This window comes from Rhizobium sp. UGM030330-04, from assembly GCF_003208455.1.
GTDB lineage: Bacteria > Pseudomonadota > Alphaproteobacteria > Rhizobiales > Rhizobiaceae > Agrobacterium > Agrobacterium rhizogenes_A.
The window spans coordinates 125,627-138,397 of record NZ_QKML01000014.1 but is presented as its reverse complement, the minus strand read 5'-3'; the positions used below and the strand labels follow the sequence as shown (position 1 = coordinate 138,397).

The following is a 12,771-nucleotide window of genomic DNA, read 5'->3' as shown; positions in this document are numbered from 1 at the left end:
TGACCCCATGGACGACCAACCATGGCCAAGCCCGGTGCCCCGCGAGGACGCCGGACCGGACAGGGACTGGCTTGCGCAGGATGCCATTCTTGATCTGCTCCTGCCGGAGGCACTGGCACCGGTAATGGTGCCGGAAGAACACGAAAGAGCCCGCCTGCAGCACATCATCTGCGAGGCCCTCGAAGCGTTCACGCTGCATCATCCCGAATGCCGCGCGCGCATCGCCGCGCTTCTGGGCAGCATGGAAAAGCCGATGTCAGACCCCGGCGTCGTGGATATCAGCGGCCTGCCGCTCACGTCCTTTCACGCCAATGACTATGACCGGTATTTCCGCGTGAACCGCATTACCACTGCCCAGCCCGCCCATGTTCTGCTGCGCAGCTTCCTGCAGGTCGCGCTGTCGGTTACCGATCTTTTCTGCCGGGCGCCGCACCTCTCGGAAAAGGCCGCAAAAGCCCAGTTTGACGGTTTTAAGGTTCATGCAAGGCTTCTTGCAAGGTGCTTTGGCGTGGAGTGCGCAAGATGACCATTGCTTCCCCCTCGCCTTCCCGGATCTGGCGCGAATTCCACTGGGCGTTTTTCATGAACGTGCAGGGACTGGTTCTGTGCCTTCGTCGTTTCAATATGCAGGTGCATGAGGGCGACCATGCCGAAGCGGACAGGGAATTGCGGGCCGCCGCGGTGCTTCTGCGCACATCTGCCAGCTCCATGGACCTCGCCGCCAGCTTCAGCAAGGCGGATTACGAAAATACCATCCGCGTCTCCATGACGCCGCCATCAGTCGAATCCGATGATTTCAGCGGGCTGATGTCGTTTGATCATGCCGTCCTCATTCAGGTCTGGCGTGAAATGAAGGACGTGTTCGCCACCCTGCCGGTCGAACTCCATGACGCACATGCGGAATTCGTCGCAGCCTACAAATATCTGGCGGAAGGGCATGTCGGCGTCTGCTCACGTTTCGTCGGCTCCGACGCAGGAAGCCTGCGATACGGCGACCGGAAGGCAATCGATACGCTCCAGCGTTTCGAACGCGGTCGCCTCGGCATGATCGATCCGCCCAAAAAAGGCTGCCCGTTCCACAAGTAACGTGCGTGTTCAATTTCTAATCCAGCGAGAACTGCATATGTCCGACTATACCAGCGCTTCAAACCAGGATCGGAACGCCTTTCGGGTCGCCGTCATCGGTATGGCAGGCCGCTTTCCGGGAGCCTCCGACATCGAGAGCTTCTGGGATAATCTGGTTCACGGCCGGGAGTCGGTCAAGCAATGGACCGACGAGGAACTCATCGCGCTGGGTGTTCCGCCCGAGCAGCTTGCGGACCCCGATTTCGTGCGGGCTTCGGCACCGCTGAAGGGGGCTGACCAGTTTGATGCCGAATTCTTCGGCTACAGCCCCAGCGAGGCGGAAATTCTCGATCCGCAGCAGCGGCTGTTTCTCGAGTGCGCCTGGGCAGCGCTGGAGCGCGCCGGATATCAGGGCGACACTTTCGACGGTTCCATCGGCGTCTATGCCTCGAGCGGCTTCAATACCTATCTTCTGAACCTGCACGCCAATGCCGCGGTGCGCCAATCGATCAGCCCCTTTGAACTGTTCGTCGCCAACGACAAGGATTTTCTGGCGACGCGCACGGCTTACAAGCTCAATCTGCGCGGACCGGCCATGACGGTGCAGACGGCCTGCTCCTCATCGCTTGTTTCCATCCATGTCGCGGCCCAGAGCCTCATTGCGGGCGAATGCGATATTGCCCTCGCGGGCGGCGTGACGGTTTCCCGTTCGCACGGATATGTGGCGCGCGAAGGCGGAATATTGTCTCCTGACGGGCATTGCCGGGCATTCGATGCGGATGCCGCCGGGACCGTTCCCGGCAGCGGCGTCGGCGTTGTCGTGCTGAAGCGTCTTGAAGATGCACTTGCAGACGGCGACACGATCGATGCTGTCATCATCGGTTCGGCCATCAACAATGACGGCGCGCTGAAGGCTAGCTTTACCGCGCCGCAGGTGGACAGCCAGGCGATGGTCATAAGCGAGGCCCACGCCGCCGCAGGAATATCAGCCGATTCCATCGGTTATATCGAAGCGCATGGCACGGGAACATCGCTGGGCGACCCCATCGAGATCGCGGCGCTGACGCAGGCCTTTCGCAAGACGACGACGCGCACCGGATATTGCGCCATTGGCTCCGTGAAAACCAATATCGGCCACCTCGATACCGCCGCAGGCATTGCAGGCTTCATCAAGACCGTGCTTTGCCTCAAGTACGGCAGGATCCCCGCAAGCCTTCATTTCAAACAGGCAAACGCGAAGATCGACTTCCCGGCAAGCCCCTTTGCGGTCAATACGGCCCTGCGGGATTGGGATGCTGGGGAAAGCCCCCGGAGAGCCGGCATCAGTTCTCTCGGTATCGGCGGAACGAATGCGCATCTGGTGCTGGAAGAGGCACCAACCGACGCCGGCGCGCGCGCCAAGACGCAACCGGCATCGCCGCAGCTTCTGGTATTTTCAGCGCGCAATGATGCAGACCTCTCGGCACTGCTTTCGGCACAGGCGAAAGCGTTCGAGGCGAACCCGGAACTTGCGATCAACGACGTTGCCTTCACGCTGCGTCATGGCCGGAAGGCTTTCAGCCATCGCCAATCGCTGGTTGCGGATGATCTGGCGTCAGCCGCAACGGAACTGCACCGTCTTGCTGCACAAAAACCATCCATTGCCGGCAGCGCGCCGTCCCCGGTTTTCCTGTTTCCCGGACAGGGAAGCCAATATGCCGGAATGGGCAAGGATCTCTACGAGCGGGTGGAGCTTTTCCGTGCGCCTTTCGATGCCTGCGCGGATCGTCTTTCCAAGGTCATGCAACGCGATTTCCGCGCTGATCTCTTTGCCGGACATGAGGATATCCATAATACGGAATTTGCCCAGCCGGCGCTGTTTGCCGTGGAATATGCCCTTGCAAAGGCATGGATGGCGCAGGGTGTGATACCGCGGGCTCTCCATGGCCACAGCATCGGCGAATATGTGGCGGCCTGCCTGGCGGGCGTCTTCGATCTGGATACGGCACTTTCGCTTGTGGTGGCGCGCGGCCGGTTAATGCAACAGGCCGCCCCCGGTGCAATGCTTGCGGTCGTTCATCCCGACGCGCCGATCGACCGCTGGCTTAACACAGACACCGCCCTGGCGGCCAGCAATGCGCCGGGCCTCAGCGTCGTTTCAGGCAGCACGGATGCTATCGCAAGGCTTGAAACGGAACTCAAACAGGCGCGTTACGTGACGCGGCGGCTGAAGACCGGACATGCATTCCATTCGCCGATGATGGCGCAGGCCGCAGCGCGCTATCTGGAGGAACTGCGAAATGTCAGGTTTTCCCCGCCATCCATTGCGATGATCTCCAATGTGACGGGAACCTGGCTGAGCGCCTCGCAGGCGACGGATCCGAATTACTGGGCCAGACATCTGGAACAGACCGTGCGTTTCGACGAGGGAATGCGAACCCTTCTCGGCATCGACAATACAGTCTTCATCGAGGCCGGGCCCGGCTCGGCACTGTCGGGTCTCATAAGCGAACAGGCTATCGCGGAAGACCGGATCATACCGTGCCTTGGCCGTGCCAGACCGGAAAACGAGACGAGCCAGTACCTTGCCGCACTGGGACAATACTGGCGGACCGGGGGGCACTTCGACTGGCAGGCCGTATCGTCTGAAGGCAGCCGCGTGCCGCTCGCAACCTATCCGTTTCAGGGGCAGCGTTACTGGATTTCCGCCCAGACGGCAGAAAACCAGGCGCCTGTCTCCACCGCCGTCGACAGCGCCAGAATCTATCGTCCGACATGGCAGCGCCTGCCGCCCGCAACCCCGGCAGATTGCAGAAACCGCCGTGTCCTGATCCTTGATGAAGGACGCATCGGCAAATCCCTCGCCGCACGGCTGGAAGGCGCCGGCGCCCAGGCCTATCGCGCCATTGAAGGCGACAGGTTCGACGAGTGCGATTTCCGCTGCTTCAGCCTTGCCGGACATTCCGCGGCAGATTTTGCCCGGCTGCTCGATACCCTGGGCGAACGCGGGGCTCTGCCACAGGACATCCTATATCTCTGGCCGCTGAAGCCCGGCCGGCGGGACGAGGTTACGACCCTGCTCAATCTCGTGCGGGCGCTCACCGCACAGGGACACAAAAGTAATCTGACGCTGGTGACCAATGGCGCAACGGATGTTACCGGCCTGGAAAATCTCGACGAGCTGCAGTCTCAGTTGCCGGGCATCCTGAAGGTTGCGGGCCAGGAATATGAAGACCTGACCTGCAGGCACATCGATATCATGGTGGCGCAGGACATGGCGGATCAGGCGGTTGCGGATCGCCTCCTGGCGGAATTCAACGGAAGCGGTCCAGCGATCGCCATAAGGGGCCCGCATCGCTGGTCGCATGGATTTGCGCCGCTCGACCTGCCTGAACCGCAGGCATCCGTCCGCCTGAAGAAAAACGGCATTTATGTCGTGATCGGCAATATCGCCGAAGGTGTCGGCACCGTCTGGCTGGATCATCTGGCGAAAATATCCGGCACACGCCTGTCCGTGCTGCAATCCATCAAGGATGCGGAGACCGCCATTCAGTTGGATGCAGCTATCGATACGCGCCGGATCGACTGCAATGATCCGGCTGCCATCGGCGCGGCACTCGATGAGGTGGTTTCGAGGCATGGCCGGATCGACGGAATTTTTCTGAGCATGCCTCAGGCAAACCGGCAGGCGGCAGCGCCGCTCTCAATGATGGACGACACGCATCTCAGCTACAATGAAGCGGTTCGCATCGCGCCGCTGCAGGCGCTCATAAAGGCGATGGAGCAACGGCGGGCAGGTTTCTGCTGCATCCAGTCATCGCTCGCAACCGTCATCGGCGGTGTGGGCTTGGCCGCCTATACATCAGGATATCAGGCGGTGGAGCTGGTTGTGGCTGCCCAGTCGCGCAGCGCGAGAATGCCCTGGTTCGCCATTGGTTATCCGCTCATCGATGTGCTGACCGCCGGCAAACGTTCATCGCTCGATACCAACGCCTATGCGGTTGCCTCTGATGATGCCTGGGACCTGACGAGAAAGATCATCGAGAACGGCATTACCGGCACAACGATGCTTTCGCGCAGCGACATCACCGTTGCACCGACGGCGGTCAAGAAGGCGCAGCTGTCGAAGGCGGCTGTTTCGGGCCGTGCAAGGCCGGCGATGTCCACACCCTTCATTGCCCCGCGCACCCATATCGAAACCACAGTCGCGGGCATTTTCGAAGAACTGATCGGCGTGAGCGGGATCGGCGTCGATGACGGGTTTTATGAGCTGGGCGGCCACTCGCTTCTGGCCATCCGCGTTGTCGCCAAGCTCAGGGAAACATTCCCGGTCAAGATCGAAATGCGTGAACTCCTCTTCGAAAACCCGACGGTCGCCCGCGTGGCGAGCATGATTACCGCCCATATGCCTGATGAAGGCGACCTGGACGAGATGGCAGCGCTGTTGATGGAAATCGAAAGCCTTTCCGACAGTGAAGTCCAGAGCGCGCTTGGAGGAGCAGAAGCACGATGAACGAATTCTACGCCAAACTCGCGAACCTTTCGCCCGAGCGCCGTCGCCTCATAGAGCAGCGTCTTGCCGAGCGGGGATATCAGTCGGCTCTCGACTCTGTCATTCCTGGACGTGAGGAAGGCGATGGTGATCGGCCCCTGTCCTTTGCGCAGCAACGCCTGTGGTTCATGCAGCAGCTTGAACCTGACAACACAGCTTACAATATGCGCAGCATCCTGCGGTTTCGCGGGAAACTCGACAGGACGGCGCTGGAAGAGGCGCTGGCGAAGGTCGTACAACGGCATGAACCGCTGCGAACGCGCTTCATTCCCGGCGCCGACGGCTTTCCGGAACAGGATATTCTGGCGGCCGGCGACGCGGCAATCGAATTCCTCGACCTCGCGCAGGACACCGATGCGGAAGCCGCAGCCAAACAGCACATCCTGCAACGGCTTTCCGAGCCCTATGACCTGAGCAATCCGCAATTGCGCGCAATGCTGGTGCGCCTTTCGGCCGAAGATCATCTGCTGGCGGTCGGGCTGCATCACATCGCCGGCGACCGGTGGTCCATGACCGTGCTCGCCCGTGACCTCGCGGGCTTCTACAAGGAGACGACCGGCCAGTCACACCATCTGCCTGATATTCGCGTTCAATATGCCGACTGGGCGATCTGGCAGGGAAAGATGCTGCGCGGCCCGGTGCTTGAAAACCAGCTCGCATACTGGAAAAAGGCGCTCGGAACGGATCTGCCGGTGCTGGACCTGCCATTCGACCGTCCGCGACCGCCCATCGCCACTTTCCTCGGCGCACAATTTGCGGTTTCCGTCGACCCTGCACTTTCAGGACAGCTGAGGGCGCTGGCACGGGCACATAATGTCAGCCTCTACGTTCTGCTTCTCTCCGCTTTCAAACTGGTGCTGCATCTCTATTGCGACAGCGACGACATCGTCGTGGGCAGCGAAGTCGCAAACCGCGACCGGCCGGAAACCCAGGCGATGATCGGCCCTCTGGTCAACACGCTGGTGCTGCGTACCGATCTTGCGGGCAATCCGGATTTCTCCGGCCTGCTGCAGCGCGTCGGCGAGACCGTCCGCACCGGCCTGGCGAACCAGGACGTGCCTTATGAGCGGATCGTCGAGGCTCTCAATCCAAAACGCTCCCTGTCCGAGATGACGCCGCTGTTTCAGGCAAAATTCGATCTTCAGCACAATCTGGCAAGATTGCCGGAACTCGACGGTCTTGCCATCGAGACACTGCGCCTGCCCGATGGTGCTGCAAAAAACGAAATCCGCTTCAACCTCGAGGACAATGACCCCGACATCGGCGGCAAGATCGAATATGCAACCGATCTCTTCAATGAGGAGACGGTCGCCACGATCTGGCGGCGTTTCGAACATGTATTGCGCACGATCGCCGAAGACCCCGCCCGCCGGATATCGGAATTCTCCCTTCTTTGCGACGAGGAGCAGCAGGAGCAGATCCGCCGGTCTGCCGGTCAAGCTCTGACACCCAACGGACTTTGCCTGCACGAGATGCTGACGGCGCAGGCGGCGCGCACACCGGAAAAATCCGCAGTGGCCAGCGAACATGGCAGCCTCACCTACCGGGAGCTAGATCAACGAAGTGATGCGATCGCCGCTGCGCTCGCCGCCCGCGGGTTTGGCCGTGGCTCCATCGTCGGCGTCTGCATGCAGCGCACGCCGGATCTCATCGCGGCCCTGTTCGGTGTGTTGAAAGCCGGCGCGGCCTATGTGCCGCTCGACCCGGACTATCCGTCCGAGAGGCTTGCCTTCATTGCACGGGATGCGGCCATCAGGGTCGTCCTGACGGATAGCGATCGGCTGGCATTCGACGCCACGGATGAACTGACCCTCCTTGAGGTCGGTAAACTTCCCGATGCGGTCTTTTCCGCAGCTCACGCCTGCGATCCAGCCGATCTCGCCTATATCATCTATACATCAGGCTCGACGGGACGACCGAAGGGCGTGGCGATCACGCATGGCAATGCCGCCGCCCGCATGCAGTGGACCGGCAGCAATTTCACCGGTGACGAGCTGGCAGGTGTCCTGGCATCGACCTCAGTGTGCTTCGATCTCTCGATATTCGAGATTTTCGGCACGCTTTCCTGCGGCGGTCAGTTGGTTCTGGCCAACACGCTCTTCGATCTGCCGCGTTTGCAGCATGTCGCCGAGGTCAGCCTGATCAACACCGTTCCGAGTTTGCTGCGCGAATATCTGCGCCACGACACGCTTCCGACATCCGTTCGCACCATCAATCTCGCCGGGGAACCGCTGCCTCCGGTCCTGCTTGAAGAACTGGCGAAGAAGGCACCGCAGGCGCGCATACACAATCTCTACGGGCCTTCGGAAGATACGACCTATTCGACAGGTGCGATGGTTTGCGCCGTCAACGGGGAAAAAACGGTTTCCATCGGCGCACCCCTGCCCGGAACGGAAGCCTATGTCCTCGACCGGGCCGGACGTCTCCGGCCTGACGGTCTTGCGGGCGAACTTTATCTAGGCGGAGCCGGCGTCACCCGCGGATATCTGCGACGCCCGGGCCAGACGGCCGAGCGTTTCGTTCCGGACGCTTTTTCCGGCAGGTCGTGCGCCTATCTCTACCGCACCGGCGACCGGGTCAGGCGCCGCGCGGATGGCACGCTGGAATTCCACGGACGTCTCGATAATCAGGTCAAGATCAGGGGCCTGCGGATCGAGACCGGCGAGATCGAGCACCGGCTCGAGGATATCGACGGCGTCAACGAGGCCGTCATTGCAGTCATCGGCGATGAAGCAAGCCCGGAACGCCAGCTGGCCGCCTATATTTCACTCGATGCTGGACGACAGCTGACGGTGGACGACATCCGCTCTGCACTGGCAAGGCAGCTGCCCTCCCACCTCGTCCCGGCCTTATGGACCATCCTGCCGGCCATGCCGCATCTGCCGAACGGAAAGATCGACCGGAGTGCCCTGCGCGCACTTGAAATAAAGACGCCAGAGGGCTGCGGTACCGCACCGCGAAACCAAATCGAGGAACGGCTTGTAGCCATATGGCAGGACGTCCTTCAGACCAGCATGATCGATGTCGAGCGCAGCTTCTTCGAGATGGGCGGACATTCGCTGCTCGCCATCAGGATCATTGCCCGTATCAAGGCCGATTTCGGGGTTTCACTGCCGCTGAAAGCAATTTTCGAGACACCAACAATCGCTGGGCTGGCAAACCGGCTTGATAATGAGGCCGCAGACGCCCTCAACGTCGACGGCTTTGCAGTGGTCCATAATCCTGAAGACCGCCATGAGCCGTTTCCGCTGACGGATATCCAGCATGCATACTGGATCGGCCGCAACCAGGGTTTTGAGCTCGGCAGCGTCGGTTCCCACGGCTATCGGGAATTCGATATCGACAATCTCGATACGGGTGCGCTGGAAAACGCCATAAACGGTCTTGTCGCGCGCCACGACATGCTGCGCGCGATCGTTGATGCCGACGGGCGGCAGCGCGTGCTGGCAGACGTTCCCCATTACGCGTTGCCGGTGGTGGACCTGCGTGATGCGGCCGATCGCGCCACGTGCCTGATGGACATCAGAAACAGGCTGTCTCACAATATTTTCAAGGCGGACCGCTGGCCGCTGTTTCACATCGAAGCTGCCCGGCTCGATGAAAAAACAACGAGGCTATTCGTCAGTTTCGATGTTCTCATCGGTGACGCCTGGTCGCTGAAATTGATGGGCACCGAGCTCGCGGCGCTCATGCAGAAACGCGCGCTTCCCGAAATCGGACTGACATTCCGGGATTATGTTCTGTTTGAGAAATCCGCCCATAACAGTGCAGCCTATGAGCGGGCGCGGGAGCACTGGTCTGCCCGGATAGCCGCCCTGCCAGCCTCACCGGATTTGCCGCTGGCATGCAACCCATCGCAGATCGAGCATCCGCGCTTCACGCGTCGCCGGGGCCGGCTTGCCGCGAAAGACTGGTCACGCTTCAAGGAACTGGCCCAGAGCGCCGGCCTCACCCCGACAGCCGCGATCATGACAATCTTTGCGGAGGTTCTGGCGCGCTGGAGCAGGCGTCAGGATTTCACCCTCAATCTCACCGTCTTCAATCGTGAGCCGGTTCATCAGGACGTGGAAAAGATCGTCGGCGACTTCACGGCGTCACTCCTGCTGGGGCTCGATTTTTCGGCCCGCGCCGACTTCACCACGCGTGCCCGTCAGGTTCAGCTGCGCCTGATGGAAGATCTGGAACACCGGCTTTTCAGCGGCGTTTCCGTGCTTCGCGAACTTGCGAAACAGAACGGGCGCTCCGGCGGCGCCCTGATGCCCGTGGTTTTCACCAGCGTTCTGGGCCAGTCATCGAGAGACGACAATGCTCCGCGTCTCGATACACGACTGGTGGACAGCGTCAGCCAGACGCCGCAGGTATATCTCGACCATCAGGTTTCCGAAGATCAGGGCGAGCTCGTCTATAACTGGGATGCGGTCGAGGAACTTTTTCCGCCTGCGATGCTGGACATGATGTTTGCCGCCTATGAGACCCTGCTGCGGGCGCTGGCCAGCGACGACGCGGCATGGCAGACCGAGCCTGACATCGTTGATTGCCAGGCGTTCAAAACGCTGAACGACAGGGCGAAAATCGCGCTTCCCGACGACACGCAGCTCCTGCATGAGGCATTTTTCGAGAGAGCTGCGGAAAGCCCTGACAAGATCGCCGTCTGCGCAGGCGGCATCGAACTGACCTACGGACAGGTGGCCCAACGGGCGCTGGCGCTGGCGGCTGATCTGCAGAAGGCCGGAGCAGGTCCGAACGACCGGGTTGCCGTTTCTCTGCCGAAGGGCGCAGGTCAGGTGATCGCCTGCCTCGGCATTCTGGCAAGCGGCGCGGCCTATGTGCCTGTTGACCCCGACCTGCCTGCGGGGCGGCGTTTCGAGCTTGTGGAGGACACGGCGGCCGATCTCGTCATCGCCGAAGGAGGTGACTGGCCGCAGCGGGTAACCGTGATCGCGGTTCCCGAAGATGGCGGAGCCAGACCTTCACCCTCAGTGACCAAACCATCGGATCTTGCCTATATCATCTTCACCTCGGGTTCGACCGGCAAACCGAAGGGCGTGATGATCGATCATCGCGGAGCGCTGAATACGATCCTCGACATCAATCGCCGCTTTGGCGTTTCCACTGAGGACCGGGTTTTCGCGCTCTCGTCTCTGAGCTTCGATCTTTCGGTCTATGATATATTCGGTCCGCTTGCGGTTGGCGGCGCCATCGTCGTTCCCGTGCGCGAGGAAGTGTCGGATAATGCCCGCTGGATGAAGCTTCTGCTGCAACATCGGGTGACGGTATGGAACTCGGTGCCAGCCCTTGCGCAATTGCTGCTGGCCGAGCTGCCAGCGCTCAGGGAAAAACCACCCCTGCGCCTGATCATGATGAGCGGAGACTGGATTCCCGTCAGCCTGCCTCCTTCCCTGAAAGCACAATTGCCAGATGCCGATCTCATCAGCCTCGGCGGGGCAACCGAAGCTTCCATCTGGTCGATTTTCCACCCGATCGGGGAAGCACTGCGGGACTGGACGAGTATCCCCTATGGCCAGCCGCTGGCGAACCAGCGCTGGTATGTCCTCGACGATCAGGGGCGGCCCTGCCCGCCATGGGTCACGGGCCGGCTGTTTATCGGCGGCATCGGTGTTGCGCGTGGTTACTGGGGGCGGCCGCAGCTGACCGCCGAACGCTTCATTCCCGACAATTTCGCGGACGAAGAAGAGGCTGGAAACGGCGCGCTGCTGCTTTACGAAACCGGCGATCTCGGACGGCTGCGGCCGGAGGGACTGCTGGAGTTTCTCGGGCGCGAAGATTTCCAGGTGAAGGTCAACGGCTTCAGGATCGAGCTCGGGGAAATCGAGACCGCGCTGCTGCAAAATGAAAATGTCGCCGAAGCCGTGGTAACGACGACAGGCCAGCCACCTGCCCTCGTTGCCTATATCGTTCCGGATACCCAAGGCAGCCTCATCGGCAAACTGGAAGCGAAGGCCGGCCGGTCAGGCGATGGCGGCTTGGCCGACGGCAGATTAGGCGATGCCGGAAGAACCATCGATTTAGCCACGCCGGACGGCCTGTTCCATGAAGCGATCGCCCGGCAAAGTCATCGCCGGTTTTTGAGCGCTCCCGCCGAGCTTCAGAGCATCGGCCATCTGCTCGCCAGCATAAGGGCCTTCGATGTCCCCGGCACACCGCTAAAAAAGGCGCTTTACCCGTCAGCGGGAGGACTTTATCCGGTTCAGACCCATATTCTGGTCCAGGACGGCCGGATCGACGGGCTGTCCGCCGGCTGGTATCGTCATCATTCCGCCGAACACCGGCTGGAATTTCTGGCAGCCGTTTCGCAGGAACAGATCGCGGCAATCGCCGGTAAAAGCGACGATATCGTCAGGCAAAGCGCTTTCCTCGTGGTTTTCACCGGCCTCAAGGCGGCCATGGCGCGCAGCTACGGGCAAAAGGCCAGAGACTTCTGCCTGCTGGAAGCCGGCCATATGGCGCAGGTGATGATGCTGCATGCACCGCGTCTCGATATCGGCCTGTGCGCGGCCGGCGGCGTCGATCTGACCGCCATCGCATCGGCACTGGCAACCGAAGAAGACGAGGAGCCGCTTTACGTGCTCGCCGGAGGGTCCATCGATCCCGCATGGAGCACACAGTGGCAGGCATCCGCGCAAATGCGGGGTGAAACCCTCTCTGAGCGGCTGCGCGCCTTTCTTGCCGCAAAACTTCCCGCCTATATGGTCCCGCGCGAATTCGTGATCATGGAGCGGCTGCCTCTCAGCGCCAACGGCAAGGTTGACCGAAAGGCCCTGCCCGCACCGGGCGCGAGGGCACGCCACAGCGTTGCTCCGGCAACCGAAAACGAGGCCGCATTGCTGGCGATCTGGCATGAGCTCCTGTCCGGTAACAGCGCCGGCGTAGAGGACAACTTCTTCGAAGCGGGCGGCGATTCCCTGACGATCATGCAGCTGCTGTCGCGCATAAGGCAGGAGTTTTCGGTGCACCTGACGCTCGCTCAGCTCTTCGGGGCCACCACCGTCAAAGCCCAGTCGGAATTGCTCGGCTCTCTTTCACCGTCCCTGCCGGGCGGCGTGGATGCGGGAATTTCCCCGATCGCCGCGCAGACATCCGTAAGCGACCTTTCCGATGATGACGTGGATAAAATGCTGGAGCAGCTGCTCTCCGGCCAAAAGGACCAGTAGACG

Annotated in this window: 4 protein-coding genes; all 4 read left to right on the top strand. The window is 61.1% G+C overall.

Annotation, left to right across the window (positions count from 1 at the left end; genetic code table 11):
- Positions 1–7: 7 nt before the first annotated feature.
- Genes N434_RS20570 through N434_RS20555 form a run of 4 tightly spaced genes read left to right on the top strand, consistent with a single transcriptional unit; the run spans position 8 to position 12,768 of the window.
- Positions 8–526: a siderophore biosynthesis protein gene (locus N434_RS20570; RefSeq protein WP_110760100.1), complete on the top strand. Its 519-nt coding sequence runs from the start codon at positions 8–10 to the stop codon at positions 524–526.
- Positions 523–1,086, top strand: a complete 564-nt coding sequence (locus tag N434_RS20565; RefSeq protein WP_110760099.1) for a 3-methyl-L-tyrosine peroxygenase-related protein — start codon at positions 523–525, stop codon at positions 1,084–1,086. Before N434_RS20570 ends, N434_RS20565 begins: the two co-directional genes overlap by 4 nt.
- Before the next feature lie 37 nt (positions 1,087–1,123).
- Positions 1,124–5,557 (top strand): type I polyketide synthase, encoded by a 4,434-nt coding sequence (locus tag N434_RS20560; RefSeq protein WP_110760098.1) that lies wholly within the window; start codon positions 1,124–1,126, stop codon positions 5,555–5,557.
- Complete coding sequence (locus tag N434_RS20555; protein ID WP_110760097.1) at positions 5,554–12,768, top strand: non-ribosomal peptide synthetase; 7,215 nt, start codon at positions 5,554–5,556, stop codon at positions 12,766–12,768. Before N434_RS20560 ends, N434_RS20555 begins: the two co-directional genes overlap by 4 nt.
- The last annotated feature ends 3 nt before the right edge of the window (positions 12,769–12,771 follow it).

Excerpts from the sequence above, each read along its gene's own strand:
- N434_RS20560 (WP_110760098.1), top strand. The coding sequence starts at position 1,124 with ATGTCCGACTATACCAGCGCTTCAAACCAGGATCGGAACGCCTTTCGG.
- N434_RS20565 (WP_110760099.1), top strand. The coding sequence starts at position 523 with ATGACCATTGCTTCCCCCTCGCCTTCCCGGATCTGGCGCGAATTCCAC.
- N434_RS20555 (WP_110760097.1), top strand. The coding sequence starts at position 5,554 with ATGAACGAATTCTACGCCAAACTCGCGAACCTTTCGCCCGAGCGCCGT.
- N434_RS20570 (WP_110760100.1), top strand. The coding sequence starts at position 8 with ATGGACGACCAACCATGGCCAAGCCCGGTGCCCCGCGAGGACGCCGGA.